The organism is Streptomyces sp. YIM S03343 (assembly GCF_054729195.1).
Genome location: NZ_JBPUKX010000001.1, coordinates 6,145,623 through 6,160,663, shown reverse-complemented (window position 1 = coordinate 6,160,663; position 15,041 = coordinate 6,145,623). Strand labels below are relative to the sequence as shown.

The 15,041-nt window shown below is 72.3% G+C and carries 11 protein-coding genes; 3 read left to right on the top strand and 8 right to left on the bottom strand.

Translation table 11 applies throughout. From position 1 onward, the window contains the following. Positions 1–243: 243 nt before the first annotated feature. From ACSYGN_RS26885 to ACSYGN_RS26860, 6 genes are all read right to left on the bottom strand, one after another. Positions 244–1,878 carry an alkaline phosphatase D family protein gene (locus ACSYGN_RS26885; protein WP_460399941.1) on the bottom strand — a complete coding sequence of 545 codons (1,635 nt, stop codon included), beginning with the start codon at positions 1,876–1,878 and terminating at the stop codon, positions 244–246. 437 nt (positions 1,879–2,315) lie between these two features. Further along, complete coding sequence (obgE, locus tag ACSYGN_RS26880) at positions 2,316–3,752, bottom strand: GTPase ObgE (RefSeq protein WP_460399939.1); 1,437 nt, start codon at positions 3,750–3,752, stop codon at positions 2,316–2,318. A gap of 132 nt (positions 3,753–3,884) precedes the next feature. Next, entirely contained in the window at positions 3,885–4,139 is a 255-nt protein-coding gene (gene rpmA, locus ACSYGN_RS26875) for a 50S ribosomal protein L27 (RefSeq protein ID WP_360955593.1), read from the bottom strand. A 17-nt stretch (positions 4,140–4,156) separates the two neighbouring features. Next, entirely contained in the window at positions 4,157–4,477 is a 321-nt protein-coding gene (gene rplU / locus ACSYGN_RS26870) for a 50S ribosomal protein L21 (RefSeq protein WP_030653874.1), read from the bottom strand. Between the two features lie 259 nt (positions 4,478–4,736). Next, positions 4,737–9,068, bottom strand: coding sequence for an Rne/Rng family ribonuclease (locus tag ACSYGN_RS26865; RefSeq protein ID WP_460399936.1), 4,332 nt, complete (start codon positions 9,066–9,068; stop codon positions 4,737–4,739). Between the two features lie 263 nt (positions 9,069–9,331). Further along, positions 9,332–10,111 carry a TIGR03936 family radical SAM-associated protein gene (locus tag ACSYGN_RS26860; RefSeq protein WP_460399934.1) on the bottom strand — a complete coding sequence of 260 codons (780 nt, stop codon included), beginning with the start codon at positions 10,109–10,111 and terminating at the stop codon, positions 9,332–9,334. A 274-nt stretch (positions 10,112–10,385) separates the two neighbouring features. Between ACSYGN_RS26860 and ACSYGN_RS26855 the strand changes: the two genes are divergently transcribed. Both ACSYGN_RS26855 and arsM read left to right on the top strand, forming a co-directional pair. Next, entirely contained in the window at positions 10,386–10,769 is a 384-nt protein-coding gene (locus tag ACSYGN_RS26855) for a hypothetical protein (RefSeq protein WP_460399931.1), read from the top strand. Positions 10,770–10,909: 140 nt separating this feature from the next. Continuing rightward, positions 10,910–11,740 (top strand): arsenite methyltransferase, encoded by an 831-nt coding sequence (gene arsM, locus ACSYGN_RS26850; RefSeq protein ID WP_460399929.1) that lies wholly within the window; start codon positions 10,910–10,912, stop codon positions 11,738–11,740. A gap of 50 nt (positions 11,741–11,790) precedes the next feature. Here the strand turns inward: arsM and ACSYGN_RS26845 are convergent, their stop codons facing one another. Next, positions 11,791–12,147 carry a carboxymuconolactone decarboxylase family protein gene (locus tag ACSYGN_RS26845; protein WP_460399927.1) on the bottom strand — a complete coding sequence of 119 codons (357 nt, stop codon included), beginning with the start codon at positions 12,145–12,147 and terminating at the stop codon, positions 11,791–11,793. A gap of 197 nt (positions 12,148–12,344) precedes the next feature. Further along, on the bottom strand, positions 12,345–14,438 hold the full coding sequence (locus ACSYGN_RS26840; RefSeq protein ID WP_460399925.1) for a restriction endonuclease: 2,094 nt from the start codon (positions 14,436–14,438) through the stop codon (positions 12,345–12,347). Positions 14,439–14,680: 242 nt separating this feature from the next. Between ACSYGN_RS26840 and ACSYGN_RS26835 the strand changes: the two genes are divergently transcribed. Continuing rightward, positions 14,681–14,983 (top strand): hypothetical protein, encoded by a 303-nt coding sequence (locus ACSYGN_RS26835; RefSeq protein WP_460399923.1) that lies wholly within the window; start codon positions 14,681–14,683, stop codon positions 14,981–14,983. Positions 14,984–15,041 lie beyond the last annotated feature (58 nt).

Below are 15,041 nucleotides of genomic sequence, written 5' to 3'. Positions count from 1 at the left end.
AAAGGACGGTAAGAGACTTACCTGAGACTTACCTGAGAGCGCCCTGGGACTCCTGTGAGTGCCGGGGCGCTCTCCGGTCTTTCGGGGTGTCGCCTGGGCTTTGCCCTCAGGTCATACGGGCTTCACCTCAGGTCGCAGGAGCTTCACCTCGGGTCGTAGGAGCGCGCTTCCGTCAGGTCGTAGGAGCGCGCTTCCGTCAGGCCGTAGGAGCTTCCCGTCAGGTCGTACGAGCTCCGCACCGGGTCACACGAGCTTCACCCCCGGGTCGTCCGCCTCGACCCGCAGCCGGGCCAGCGTGCTCGCCGTCGAGGTCGGTGCGAGCACCGTGTCCACCACCCTGACCCGGGCGTCGATGCCGCCCTGCGCGATGTCGAAGAGGTGGTAGCCGCGGTGGGCGTCGATCAGCTTCCAGTGCGGGTTGTCCGGCATCCGCGGGTCCCACTCGGCATGGAAGGCGGCCTGGTCCTGATCGCCGTTGCTGGAGATCGAGGTGCCGACGAACTCGGCGCCCACGACGTCGGACCCGGGGTCCGCGTAGTCGGTCTTCAGGTCGCTGATCATCGTGAGGTGGCGGTCGCCGCTGAGCACGACCGGGTTGCAGACCGTGGCGAACTCCGCGAGCAGGGCGTTGCGTTCGGTCTGGTAGCCGTCCCAGGCGTCGTAGTACCAGAGCTTGCCCTCGCCGATCTTGAGATCGGTCTCGGCCATCATGATCTGCGAGGCGACCAGGTTCCAGCGTGCCGGTGAGCGGTGCATCCCGTCGAGCAGCCACTGCTTCTGGGCGGCGCCGAGCAGCGTCATCGACGGGTCCTCGGCGCCCGCCTGCGTGGCGGCCTGGTCGGTGCGGAACTGCCGGGTGTCCAGCACGTTCAGCCGGGCGAGACGGCCGAAGTCCAGGCGGCGGTACATCTGGATGTGCGGACCGTCCGGCACCGCGGCGGCACGGACCGGCATGTGCTCGTAGTACGCCTGGTAGGCGGCCGTGAGCCGGGCGACGAACGCATCGTGCGACTGCTTGGCGGGGTCCTGCGGGACCTCCCCGGCGAAGTCGTTGTCGACCTCGTGGTCGTCGAAGGTGACAACCCAGGGGGCGCTCGCGTGCATCGCGGCGAGGTCGGGGTCGGTGTGGTACTGGGCGTAGCAGTTGCGGTACTGGACCAGGGTGTACGGCTCGTCGCCGCCCTCGTGACGGCGCGGGCCGGTGGAGGCGGGCTTGGACTCGTAGATGTAGTCGCCGACGAAGAGCACCACGTCGGGGTCCTGGGCGAGCATGTCGGCGTACGGGGTGAACCACCCGTTCTGCCAGTTCTGGCAGGAGGCCAGCGCGACGCGCAGCGTGCCGCCCCTGCGGTGCGGGTGGGGCGCCGTACGGGTGCGGCCGGCCGGGGAGAGCTGCCCGGAGACGCGGAAGCGGTACCAGTAGGTGCGGTCCGGGCGCAGTCCCCGTACATCGACGTGGACGCTGTGCCCGTACTCCGGCAGCGCGGTGGCGGTGCCCCGGCGCACGGCCCGGCGGAACCGCTCGTCCTCGGCGAGCTCCCACTCGACGGCCACCGGCTCGTCGGGCATGCCGCCGCCGTTCAGCGGGTCGGGGGCGAGCCGGGTCCACAGCACGATGCCGTCCGGCAGGGGGTCGCCGGAGGCCACGCCGAGGCTGAACACGCCGTCGGGCAACGGCGTCCGGGCGGCGCGGACCGTGGTCACGGGCAGCGGGGTTCCGGCGGCGCCGGCAGTGGAGGCCGGCAGCCAGAGCTGGGCGGAGACGGAGGCGCCGAGGGCAGCGGCACCGGCGGTGAGTAAGCGGCGGCGGTCGGGGGACGTGGGGCGCCCGGGGTGGGCGGAGTCGGCAGCGGGGGACGGCCCTGGCACTCCGGTCATAGGTGAACTCCCTTGCCTCGCTGGCCTCTTGGTCATTCGGAAGCTCCCCCGGGCGGGCGGCCCGCGGACCGACGGGGAGCTTCGCGCGCATGACAAGTGGGCGGACAGCAGAAGACCCGCCGCGGCGCGGCGGGTACGGAACAACGGAGTTGATCTTGCCGCACGGGGGGTGCGGCGGGGCGGGAGACACTCGGTGAGCCGGTGTTCGGCCGGCACCCCGCCGGTGCGGGGGCGGTGTCGGGGCGGGGGCGGTGTCGGCCGACGTGCCGCTGTGGCAGGCCGCCCGCCCCTCCCCGTCCCCCGGCGGGGTGCCGACCGCGTGGGCATCGGTGACGGCGGTGAGGGCGGTGAAGGCGGGGTGGTTGCCTTACCGGACGCCCCACATTCCCCCGCCGATCACCGGGGGTGCGAGGCGCCCGGGACGGGCGCCGTGGGGATCAGAACGGCTCGAAGTCGTCGTACTCCTGCTGCGACTCGTCCCGTTCGGCCTGACGGTCCCTGCGGCGCTGCACGGCGGGCCGCTGGACCTCGAAACGGTGGTCCTCGCCACGTCGGCCGAGCATCTCCGCACCGGCCATGGCGGTCGGCTCCCAGTCGAAGACGACCGCGTTGTCCTCGGGGCCGATCGCGACGCCGTCCTTGGAGCGGGCGCCCGCCTTGAGGAGTTCCTCCTCCACGCCGAGGCGGTTGAGCCGGTCGGCGAGATAGCCGACGGCCTCGTCGTTGTTGAAGTCGGTCTGGCGGACCCAGCGTTCGGGCTTCTCGCCCCGCACCCGGAACAGCCCGTCGTCCTCACGCGTCACGCTGAACCCGGCGTCGTCGACGGCCTTCGGACGGATGACGACCCGGGTCGACTCCTCCTTCGGCCGCGCCGCCCGCGCCCTGGCGACCAGTTCGGCCAGCGCGTACGACAGCTCCTTCAGCCCGAGGTGCGCCAGCGCCGACGCCTCGAAGACGCGGTAGCCGCGTGCCTCCAGGTCGGGGCGCACCATCTCGGCGAGGTCCTTGCCGTCCGGTACGTCGATCTTGTTGAGGACGACGATCCGGGGCCGGTCGCCGAGGCCGCCGTACTGCTTCAGCTCCTCCTCGATCACATCGAGGTCGGTCACCGGGTCGCGCTCGGACTCCAGCGCGGCGGTGTCCAGCACATGCACCAGGACGCTGCACCGCTCGACATGGCGCAGGAACTCCAGGCCGAGGCCCTTGCCCTGGCTGGCGCCGGGGATGAGGCCGGGCACGTCCGCGATCGTGTAGACCGTCGAACCGGCGGTCACCACACCCAGGTTGGGGACGAGGGTGGTGAACGGGTAGTCGGCGATCTTCGGCTTGGCGGCGGAGAGGACGGAGATCAGGGACGACTTGCCGGCACTCGGGTAGCCCACCAGCGCCACATCGGCGACCGTCTTCAGCTCCAGGACGATGTCCCCGAGGTCGCCCGGCTCGCCGAGCAGCGCGAACCCGGGCGCCTTGCGGCGGGCCGACGCCAGCGCGGCGTTGCCGAGGCCGCCCCGGCCGCCCTGCGCGGCGATGTACGAGGTGCCGTGCCCGACCAGGTCGGCGAGGACGTTGCCCGCCGTGTCGAGGACCACGGTGCCGTCCGGCACCGGGAGGACCAGGTCCTGGCCTTCCTTGCCGGCGCGGTTGCCGCCCTCGCCGGGCTTGCCGTTGGTGGCCTTGCGGTGCGGGGAGTGGTGGTAGTCGAGAAGCGTGGTGACCGACTGGTCGACGGTCAGCACGATGTCACCGCCGCGGCCGCCGTTGCCGCCGTCCGGGCCGCCGAGCGGCTTGAACTTCTCGCGGTGGACGGAGGCACAGCCGTGACCTCCGTTACCCGCGGCGACATGCAGTTCGACGCGGTCCACGAAGGTGGTCATGGTTCAGTGCCTCCAGGAACGGGACTTACAGGGATATACAGGGAACGCAGAAGCTTGTGTCCTGCTCAACACGCGAAAGGCGGACCCGCCTTCCCGACCGGGAAGTGAGGTCCGCCTCGCGAAAGCGTCCGGTCAGGCGACCGGGACGATGTTCACGACCTTGCGGCCACGGTGGGTACCGAACTCCACCGCACCGGCCAGCAGCGCGAACAGCGTGTCGTCGCCGCCACGGCCGACGCCCGCACCCGGGTGGAAGTGGGTGCCGCGCTGACGGACCAGGATCTCACCGGCGTTCACGACCTGACCGCCGAAGCGCTTCACGCCGAGCCGCTGGGCGTTCGAGTCGCGCCCGTTCCGGGTGGACGATGCGCCCTTCTTGTGTGCCATCTCTTCTCAGTCCCTTACTACTTCGCGGCCGCGGGGATCGACGTGACCTTGATCGCCGTGTACTGCTGGCGGTGGCCCTGCCGCCGGCGGTAGCCGGTCTTGTTCTTGTAGCGCAGAATGTCGATCTTCTGGCCCTTGTGGTGGTCCACGACCTCGGCCTGGACCTTGATGCCGGCCAGCACCCACGGGTCGCTGGTCACGGAGTCGCCGTCGACGACGAGCAGGGTCGAGAGCTCGACCGTGTCGCCCACCTTGGCAGTGGAAATCTTGTCAACCTCAACGATGTCGCCGACAGCAACCTTGTGCTGGCGACCACCGCTGCGCACGATGGCGTACACGCGGATCTCTCTTTCGCTCGAGAACGGCACCCCCGCAGGCCAGCCGACCTGAAACAGCACGGACGACCTCTCCCGGCCAACCCAGTGCCCGGGAGGAAGAGGTTTACGGGGATGTGGCGTGCTCAATGGACACGCCGACGGTCAAGACTACGGGCCCCGGCCCGAAGGGGTCAAACCGGCCCCTTCGGGCCGGGGCCCGCAGCCTCCGGGCCGGGGCCCGGGACCGCGGCCGGTCCGTCGGGGACCGGCCGCGGGGGTGTCAGCTTTCGTCGGCGGCGGCCGAGACCGCCTTGGCCGCAGTCTTGACCGCGGTCTTCTTCGCCGTCGACTTCGCGGCGGCCGTCTTGGCGGTCTTGGTGGCCGCCTTCTTGGCCGTCGTCTTCTTGGCAGCGGTCTTCTTCGCCGCGGTCTTGGACGCCGTCGTCTTCTTGGTGGCCGCCTTCTTCGCCGTGGCCTTCTTGGCGGTCTTGCGGGCCGCCTTCTTGGCCGCCGGGGCCTCCTCGGCGACAGGCTCCGTCACCTCGGCGGGCTCCGCCGTCTCCGGCGCCGCCTCCGGCGCCGCCTCCGGCGCGGTCTCCGGTGCCGGGACGACCACCACGGCCGTCTCCTCCGACGCGGTGGGCGCCGTCGCCCTGCGGACCGCCCGGCGGCGCGGACGGGGCGGGGCGGGGCTCTCGGCGGGCGCCTCGGGGACCTCGGGCGCCTCTGCGGCAGGGGCCTCCGGGGCCGCCGCGGGCTCCTCGGCGGGCGCGGGCGGCTCGGTGACCGTGACCACGGCGGCCTCGGCACCCGCCGGCGAACCGGCCGGGGCCGACACCTTGCGGGTCGCCCGGCGGCGCACCCGGCCCTTCGGCGCGGCCTCCTCGGCGGGGGCCTGAGCGACCACGGCGTCCTCGGCGGCCACCGGCTCGGCCTTGGCCTCCTCGGCGGGCTCCGGCTGCACCGGGCGCTCGGCCGCCTGCTCGGCGGTCACGTCCTGAGCGGTCGGGGCCGCGCGCCGCTCGCTGCGCGGGGCACCGGCCGGCGCCTGCGCCCTGCGGCTCGCCCGGCGCCGGGTGCGGCCGCGGGTGGCCGCTGCCTCCGCCTCGGCGACGCTGCTGTAGAGCTCCTCGTCCGGCTCGAACTCGGGCGCGGGCAGCGCGACGGGCACGGCGGCCTCGGCCGCGATCTCCGCCGCGATCTCTGCCGCGGGCTCCGTCTCCACGGCGTTGACCGGCTCGACGGCCTCCTCCGTCTCGACGGCGGCCACGGCGGTCTCGTGCTCGTACGTCTCCTGCTCGGTCACCTGGCCGTCACCGCCGCGCCCGCGCTTGCGGCGCTTGCCGCCGCCCGGGGCGGAGGGCTGCTCCATGTGCACGATGACACCGCGCCCGTTGCAGTGCACGCAGGTCTCGGAGAACGACTCCAGCAGCCCCTGGCCGACCCGCTTGCGGGTCATCTGCACCAGTCCCAGCGAGGTCACCTCGGCCACCTGGTGCTTCGTACGGTCGCGGCCCAGGCTCTCCAGGAGCCGCCGCAGCACCAGGTCCCGGTTGGACTCCAGGACCATGTCGATGAAGTCGATGACGATGATGCCGCCGAGGTCGCGCAGCCGCAGCTGGCGGACGATCTCCTCGGCCGCCTCCAGGTTGTTCCTGGTGACGGTCTCCTCGAGGTTGCCGCCCTGACCGGTGAACTTGCCGGTGTTGACGTCGACGACGACCATCGCCTCGGTCCGGTCGATGACCAGCGAACCGCCGCTGGGCAGCCAGACCTTGCGGTCCAGCGCCTTGGCGAGCTGCTCGTCGATCCGGTAGGTGGCGAAGACGTCGACCTCGGAGGTCCACCGCGACAGCCGCTCGGCGAGATCCGGCGCCACGTGCGAGACATAGCCGTGGACGGTCCCCCAGGCCTCGTCACCGCTGACGACGACCTTGGAGAAGTCCTCGTTGAAGATGTCGCGCACGACCCGGACGGTCATGTCCGGCTCGCCGTACAGCAGCGAAGGCGCACTTGAGCCGCCGCCGTTCTTGGCCTTCTTGCGGATGTCGTCCCACTGCGACTGGAGCCGCTCGACGTCCCGGCGCAGCTCTTCCTCGCTCGCGCCCTCGGCGGCGGTGCGCACGATGACGCCCGCGTCCTCGGGAACGATCTTCTTGAGGATCGTCTTCAGCCGCGCCCGCTCGGTGTCGGGCAGCTTGCGGCTGATACCGGTCATGGAGCCCTCGGGCACATACACGAGGTAGCGGCCCGGGAGGGAGACCTGGCTGGTCAGACGGGCGCCCTTGTGGCCGATCGGGTCCTTGGTCACCTGGACGAGCACGGACTGCCCGGACTTGAGGGCGGACTCGATACGGCGCGGACCGCCCGAGAAGCCGAGCGCCTCGAAGTTGACCTCACCGGCGTACAGCACGGCGTTGCGGCCCTTGCCGATGTCGATGAAGGCGGCCTCCATCGACGGCAGCACGTTCTGGACCTTGCCCAGGTAGACGTTGCCGACGTACGACGTCGACTGCTCCTTGTTGACGTAGTGCTCGACGAGCACACCGTCCTCGAGAACACCGATCTGGGTGCGGTCGCCGTGCTGCCGCACGACCATGACCCGCTCGACGGCCTCACGGCGGGCCAGGAACTCGGCCTCGGTGATGATCGGGACGCGTCGGCGGCCCTGCTCACGGCCCTCGCGGCGGCGCTGCTTCTTGGCCTCCAGACGCGTGGAGCCCTTGATGGACTGCACCTCGTCGGAGGGCTCGCTGGGCTTGCGCGGCTCACGGACCTTGACGACGGTGCGCTCGGGGTCGTTCTCGCCGGCCTCGCCGTCCGTGGAGGCGTCACCGGCACGCCGACGCCGACGGCGGCGACGGCGGCTGCCCGCGCTGGAACCGGACCCGTCGGCACCGGCCTCGGAGTCCTCCTCGTCGGTGTCCTCGTCCTCTTCCACCTGCTCGGCGGTGTCCTCGGCGTCCTGCGCGGCCTGCTCGGCGGCGAGTTCGCCGTCCTCGCCCGCCTCGGAGTCACCGGTCTCAGACTCGGCGGCCTCACCCCGGCGGCGACGGCGGCCACCGCGGCGGCGACGGCGGCGCGAGCCGGTCTCCTCGGTCTCCTCCTCGCCGTCGGCCTCGTCCTCGGGCTCCTCGGACTCGTCCTCGTCGGCGGCCGCGGTGTCGGCGGAGCGGTCCTCGGTCTCGTCGCCGTAGCCGGCACCCCGGCGGCGACGGCGGCGGCGCGAGCCGGTCTGCTCCTCCGTGTACTCCTCGGCGCCCTCCGGCTCCTCGGTCTCCTCGGTACGGGCGGCCTCGGCGGCGGCCTCGGCGGCGGCGCGCTCGGGGGTCTGGAACCTGGGCTCGGTGAAGACCGGCGCCTGGAACACGGCCACGGCGGGACGGACCGGCCGACGCTGCGCGGTGTCCTCGACCTCGTCCTCGCCGCCGCCCTCGGCGACGGCGACGGCCGCCGCGGGCTGGGTGGGCGAGGTGGGCGGGGTGGGCTCGGAGAACCCGCCGGCGGCCTTGCGCACAACCCGGCGCCGGGCACGCCGGGGGGCGTCCTCCTCGGCGACGGGCTCCGCGGCGGGGGCGGCGGGTGCCTCGGCGGCGACGGGCTCGGGCTCGGTGGTCTTGGTGGTCTTGGTGGTCTTGGTGGTCTTGGTGGCCTCGACGGTCTCGGTGACCTCGGTGGCCTCCGGCGCCTGCTCGGCCGCGGGCGCCTCGGGCGCCTCTACGGCCTCGCCGTTCACCGGGGAAGCGGCGGGCGCGGCGACACGGCGGGTGGCGCGGCGACGGCTGCGGCGCGGAGCGGGCTCCTCCGCGGCCTCGGCAGCGGTCTCCACGGCGGCGTCGGCACTCACCGGCGCCTCCTCGGCGGCCGGGGCGGCCTCGACGTCGGGCGTGGCCTCTACGACCTCGGTGGTCTCGACAGCCTCGGCGGTCACGGCGGTCTCCGCCCGCTTCGGCGCTCCGGCGGGGGCGGAGGCACGGCGGGTGGCACGGCGACGCGTACGGGGAGCGGGCGCGGCCTCGTCGACGACGGGGGCGGCCTCTTCGACAGCCGTCTCTTCGGCCTCGGCAGCAGCAGGCACCGCGGTCTCGACAGCCTCGGCACCACTGGGTGCCCCGGCGGGCGAGGACACCCGGCGGGTGGCACGACGACGCGTACGAGGAGCGGGCGCTACCTCGGCCTCCGTCTCGACGGCCACCGGCGCCTCTTCGGCGACCGGAGCGGCCTCGGCAGCCACCGGCACCACGGTCTCGACGGCCTCGGCACCGCTCGGCGCCCCGGCGGGCGAGGACACCCGGCGGGTGGCACGACGACGGGTGCGAGGAGCAGGCGCGGCCTCTTCGACGACGGCGGCGGCCTCTTCAGCAGCCGTCTCTTCGGCCACGACGGCCTCACCGGCCACGGAGACCTCGACGACCTCCTCGACCTCCTCGGCCTTCTCCTCCGGCTCGCTCACCGGAGCGGGGTCCACGGCCGCCGACTCGACGGAGTCGGACGCGGCAGCCGCGGGCGGACCGGCCGGTCGGGATGCCGCGCGGCGCCTACGGCGGGGCGGCAGCGTGTCGCTGGGAGTGTTCAGTTCGGAACCCTCGGTGGGTTCGGTCGGTTCGAGCATGCGGGCGTTTCTCCCGTCAGGCTCCCGGGCGCCGCGCCTGGTCCGGCGCCGGTCTTGCCGACCGGCCGCCGTTGACGTCCGCGGCGCGCGCGATTGCGCGTTCGCCGCCGTCGGGGGCGCGGGCGCCGCACGGGAGCTCTTCTAGTGTCCTGTCTCGCCGGTTCCGTACTCCTTGTTGTGCACGGCCTGGCGAAAGTCTTGTGGTAGGTGCGCTGCCCGACCCAGATGGCTCCCGAGTCAGAGGGCGGCGCTACGACGTGTCCTTACGCGGAACCTTCCGGCGCCGACGCCGTCGCGGCGGCAGCGGTCGCGGCCATGGTGAGGGCCTGCGCTGCCTCGCGGTCGGGCGCGAGCGGGTCGGTCACCGTGCCGGTCTCTTCATCGAACAGCCCCTGCGCCAGCCTGGTCACCGCTGCGGGGACCGGCGGCGCCAGGTCGGCCACGGCGCGGAGACCGGACAGGACGTCGTCGGGTCGTACGGCAGGCGTCACGTGCCGAACCACCAGCCGAAGTATCGCACAGGGCCGGTCGGTAGGCCTATCGGCCTGCGCATCGTACGCCTCGAGTCGCGCCACGGCGGCGCGCGTGTCGAAGCTGCGCAGGCCGTTCTTGGTCCTGCGCTGGACCTCGACGGCCCCGGCCGACTCGAACACGCCGGCCGCGCGGGCCGCCTCCGCCGGGTCGACGCCGTCCAGCCGCAACTCCCACACGGAGGCCGTGAGCCGTTCGGCGAGCCCGGAGGTGCGGACCTCGACCGCGTCGACGATGTCGAGCCCGGTGGGGAGCGACTCGTCGAGGAGCACGCGCAGCTTGTCCGGATCACGCGCCTCGGTGAGCGCGATCTCGAGATACTCCGCCTCACTGCCCGTGCCGGTGGGTGCGGCATTGGCGTACGACACCTTCGGATGCGGCGTGAAACCGGCCGAGTAGGCCATCGGCACCTCGGCGCGGCGCAGCGCTCGCTCGAAGGCGCGCTGGAAGTCACGGTGGCTGGTGAACCGGAGGCGGCCGCGCTTGGTGTAGCGCAGTCGGATGCGCTGCACCGCGGGTGCGGGCGGCGGGCCTTCGGGCTGTCGCTTGCCCAGTGTCGCTCAGTCCTTCGTGAGTGCGGTCGTACTGCTACCTAGAGTACGTGTGTCCCGTCCTGTGGGTTCCCGTCGCCCCACCGTTACGGGGCGTCCGCTCTCGGCGGGCGCGGCCCCGGCGCACGGCGGCCCACGCTGGGCCGGGTGGCCCCGCGCCACCCCCCGACCGGCCCCGCGGTGTGGCCCGGCGGACATCTGCCCGCGCACGTAGGGGCACGGGCAAGCTGGCTCCATGACCGGTAACCAGGCACGACCCGGCGCAGGATCGCGGACCCCGAGCGGTTACATGATCCTCACACCGGCGCAGATAGAGGTCACGGCCGGTGAGGACTTCTCGTCGTCGGTGACCGTGTGGCCCGCGGGGCCCCGGCACAGGGTGAGCGCGTCCGTGCCCGAGGGTTCGGGTCTGCGGGTGGAGGTGGCGGGTCACCGGGTGACCGTCACCGGGTGTCTGGACTGCGCGGGCGAGCAGCACGACGTCGTGGTGACGACCGTACGGGACGGGGCGGAGGTGGCCCATGACGTCCTGACGATCGAGGCCGCCACGCTCGCGGCCCCGCACGCGGTGCTCCACCCGGCCCCGTTCACGGCCCGCTCCCGCCGCCTGGGCCAGTAGGAACCACCGGCCGGACGGCACCGCCCACCTCAGACCCCCTCCTGTTTCGACATGCACCTATGTTGACGTTCATCGATACAAGGCCCAAGCTTGTATTGGCGAACATCGATACAGCCATGCGAAAGGCGAGGGAGCAACGGATGAGCGACGAGACCACGGCCCGCCCCACCGCAACAACGACCACGGACGGGCCGGAGACGGACCTGCCGGAGACACCGGAGACGCCGGAGACGGACCTGCGGGAAACGGTCCGCCGGCGCTACGCGGCCGCCGCCCTGAAGGTGACGGCGACCAGCAATGCCTGCTGCGGCCCCGAGCCGGTCGAGGTGGACGACCGGTTCCGCGCGCGCCTCTACGCCGCCGACGACCGCGAGGCGCTGCCCGCCGAGGCCGTCGCGGCCTCGCTGGGCTGCGGCAACCCCACGGCGGTGGCCGAACTCCGCGAGGGCGAACGCGTCCTGGACCTCGGCTCGGGCGGCGGCATCGACGTGCTGCTCTCGGCCCGCCGGGTCGGCCCGGCCGGCAAGGCGTACGGCCTGGACATGACCGACGAGATGCTGGCGCTGGCCCTGGCGAACGCGCGGAAGGCCGGCGCGACGAACGTGGAGTTCCTCAAGGGCACCATCGAATCGATCCCGCTGCCCGCGGGGACGATCGACGTGGTGATCTCCAACTGCGTGATCAACCTGTCCACGGACAAGCCGGCGGTCTTCGCCGAGACCTTCCGTGTGCTGAGGCCGGGCGGCCGCCTGGGTGTCTCCGACATCGTCGCCGAAGACACCCTGACCCCGGCCCAGCGGGCCGAACGCGGTGACTACGCGGGCTGCATCGCGGGCGCCCTCTCCTTCGCGGAGTACCGCGAGGGCCTGACAAGGGCGGGCTTCACCGGCATCGAGATCACCCCGACCCACGAGGTGGCCGACGGAATGCACTCGGCGATCGTCCGAGCGACAAAACCGGATGCAGCCTGAAACCCCGCTCGGCAACCAGGACTTGTCACCGACCAGGACTTGTCCGTGACCTAGGACTTGTTGCGGCGCTGCGCGTCGGCCGAGGCCATCGCCTGCGCCTCGTCCTCGGCCACCGCGACGGCGAAGCCGAGTGCCTCGGTGATGTGTCCGGCGGCCGCCATGACGCGCGCCGTGCCCACGACGGGTGCGATCGCCACGAGGACGTCCTGTACCTGATCGATCGTCAGGTTGGCCCGTATGGCCGGGTCGACATGGGCGAGGTACGAGATCGCCGGCGCGTCCATGGCCGCGAGCGCGGCGAGGCGCGTGAGGATCAGCGTCGCGTCGTCCAGGTTGCAGCGCTCGATCGAGTCGATGGTCATCGCGGCGAGGGTGTCGAGAACGGGAGCGTCGGACGTGGTGGCCATGAGCAACCGCCTTCTCTTGCAGTGGGAAGCCGGCACGCGGCAAACCCCCCGGCGCCCGCGCGCCGTCTGTTTGCCCTACCAACGTAGGGTCCCCGCCCCACTCCCGCACGCCGGGACGGGAACAGCCCGGGACCACACGTCCGACGGCATCGGCGCACCGCTCCCGGCCCGCGGGGTCGGCCCGCGCACGGTCCCCCCTACTCAACCTGAACGCCGAAGTCACGGAGGAGTGGCGCCAGCCCGCCCGGATATCCCTTGCCGCCGAGCACGAAGTCCCAGTCACCGCTGCTCCTACGGCGGAAGGACCCGAGGACCAGGGCGGTCTCCCCGGGCCGTCCGTCGGAGACGTCGAGGCGGCCGAGTTCGGCGGCGGTCGGGTCGAGCAGCCGGATCCCGGCGTCCGTGAACCCGGAAAGATCGGCATGCGGGTCGGCCTCCGGGTCCACGGCGGCGACCAGGACGAGCCGGTCGGCGCGCTCGGGCAGCGCCTCGAAGGCGACCCGGATCGCCGCCCTGTCCGGGGGCGTGGCCGGGAGGGCGCGCACCGAACCGTCCGGGGTGCGGGGGTTGTTGAAGAAGACGACGTACTCGTCGCCGAGTACGCAGCTGCCGGTGCAGACGAGCGCACAGACGTCCAGCGCGACACTGCCGGACCAGAACATGCCCAGCACATTGAAGTCGCCGGCGGCAGCCTCACCACCAGGTGCCGTCCCACCAGGTGTGGTGCCGCCCGAGGGCGACGCGGGCCGCGAAGGAGCGGCCTGTCCGCCCTCCCCCAACCGCCCCCGCAGCCCGTGCCGGTGCAACAGATCGACGAGTTCGGGACCCGAGATCAGCTCCAGGGGCTTGCCGTTGGCGAAGGTGTGCGAGCCGGGCCCGAACCCCGCCGTAGTCACCAGCACACCCTTGTTGGCGCCGGTGTCCTGCACGGTTCCGTACAGATCCCGTACGGCAGTGGGCGGCACGGTGTGGCGGTAGCGCTTGACCTGTACGACGATCTTGCCGCCGCGGATCGGCGTCGGGTCCACGGCGTCGACGTCCACGCCGCCGTCGTTCGACCGCTGGGTCGTCACGGCCTCCATCCCCATGGCCCGGAAGAGCTCGGCCACGAGCGACTCGAAGGCGATCGGATCCATCTCGTAGAGATCCGGATCCCCGTCGTCGCCGTGGGTGATCACATGGTTCCCGACGTCCCGGGGACTGCGGGCGGGCCGCACGGGAGCGAGCTGGTCCGGCCGCGCGGAAAGCTGCCCGCGCAGGCCGTCGGTCAGACAGCTCACCGCGTCCACCTGCTCCAGATGCAGCCCGGTGAAGACGGAGCGCCGCGCCATGACGGTCGCGAGACAGATGTGTGCCCGCCGCCCGGTCACCGGATCGTGGTCGTCCACGAACCCGTTCAGCGCCACGGACTCCAGCGCGCCGAACTCGTCGGCGGCGAAGAGCTCGTGCAGCACCAGCAGCACGGACTGCGCGAGGACCTCGCGGTACAGGGCCCTGCGCTGCGTCACCGGGCGCGGGGTCTCCTTGTCCTGGTCGACGCTGGGCATGTACCGCACGGCCTTCGCCTCGGGTACGACATCCTGGCGCGGCAGCTCCCAGTCGAGCACCAGCTCCTGGGCCGCCGCGTCGTAGGCCGCCGTGATCTGCCGGGGAAAGTCACCGGGCCACCGCGTCGAGGCGTAGAGCGCGGCCGAGAAGTACTCGACGACCGAGTCCGGGTCCCTCCCCCGCACCCCCTCGGTCACCTCGACGACACCGGCATTGTGCCGCCGCACCTCCGCAAGCTGCTGGTCCGCCCACCGGGTGTACTCCCGCTGCTGCACCGCCAGTTGCTGCTGCCGCTGCGCCTCCGCGGTCTGCGCCGCCGCCCAGTCCCGCTCGAAGCGGGCCCGCGCCTCGGCCTCGGCCTGCGCCCGCCGGTTCGCCGTCCATCCGCCCTGCGCCCGGTACTGCCCCGGATCGGGCATCACAACCGGCACCGCGAGCGCCCCTGGCGCAAAGGGCTGCACCACCGCTTCCGGCCGCATCAACGAGGCCGCCCTGAAGGCCGGCACCCGGCACCCGGCAGCGAGCAACCCCTGGAGCTCGGCAACACGCGCGTCCAGTTCCTCGGTACGCCGCCTGGCCTCCGCCTGCCGGAACTCCCGGTGCCCCTGGACCAGTTGCCGCTGATAAGCGCGCGCCTGCCGCTCCTGCTCCCGCTGCCGCCGCGCGTCGGCCTGCAGCTGCCGCTGCCTCTGCCGCTCCATCTCGGCCCAGACGCCGACAAATCCACCAGAGCGACGACTCATACTCCGCGTACCCTCCCCAGACACCGGCCGCCCCACAGCCGGCGGTGACGAGACGACTGTATCCAGCGACAGCCGCCTCGCCCCCAAACTTCGACAAGACGACCCACATCGACCGTCTCCGCAGGTCACCACCCTATTCCCAGGGCAGCCCATGCCTCCACGAACGGCCTACGACAACAGGCGACTGGTTGTCCTGGCCGATCTACTGAGCGGAGGGGGCCTGACGACAAAGGAGAGATCCCATGGCTGTTGTGCTGTCACTGCGCTGGTCGGGAGTCACGCCCGAGCAGTACGACGCCGTGCGGGACTTGGTGCGCTGGGAGGAGCAGGTGCCGGAGGGCGCCGTCCTGCACGCGGCCTGGTTCGCGGAAGGCACGCTGCATGTGACCGACGTGTGGAACACCCAGGCGGACTTCGAAAAGTTCTTCGCCGACCGACTCATGTCCGCCGTCAAGGAAGCCGGTATCCCCGGTGAGCCCGAGACCGAGTTCTCGCATCTCCACCGGCGCTTCGTGGCCCCCGGCATCAGCGGCGCCGCCTCCTGACCTGAGTGAGGACAGGTGGTCGGTCTGAACCACGAGGGACCGCCGAACAGCCTGCTGC

Excerpts from the sequence above, each read along its gene's own strand:
- ACSYGN_RS26835 (WP_460399923.1), top strand. The coding sequence starts at position 14,681 with ATGGCTGTTGTGCTGTCACTGCGCTGGTCGGGAGTCACGCCCGAGCAG.
- ACSYGN_RS26840 (WP_460399925.1), bottom strand. The coding sequence starts at position 14,438 with ATGAGTCGTCGCTCTGGTGGATTTGTCGGCGTCTGGGCCGAGATGGAG.
- ACSYGN_RS26855 (WP_460399931.1), top strand. The coding sequence starts at position 10,386 with ATGACCGGTAACCAGGCACGACCCGGCGCAGGATCGCGGACCCCGAGC.
- obgE (WP_460399939.1), bottom strand. The coding sequence starts at position 3,752 with ATGACCACCTTCGTGGACCGCGTCGAACTGCATGTCGCCGCGGGTAAC.
- arsM (WP_460399929.1), top strand. The coding sequence starts at position 10,910 with ATGAGCGACGAGACCACGGCCCGCCCCACCGCAACAACGACCACGGAC.
- ACSYGN_RS26885 (WP_460399941.1), bottom strand. The coding sequence starts at position 1,878 with ATGACCGGAGTGCCAGGGCCGTCCCCCGCTGCCGACTCCGCCCACCCC.
- ACSYGN_RS26865 (WP_460399936.1), bottom strand. The coding sequence starts at position 9,068 with ATGCTCGAACCGACCGAACCCACCGAGGGTTCCGAACTGAACACTCCC.
- rpmA (WP_360955593.1), bottom strand. The coding sequence starts at position 4,139 with ATGGCACACAAGAAGGGCGCATCGTCCACCCGGAACGGGCGCGACTCG.
- ACSYGN_RS26845 (WP_460399927.1), bottom strand. The coding sequence starts at position 12,147 with ATGGCCACCACGTCCGACGCTCCCGTTCTCGACACCCTCGCCGCGATG.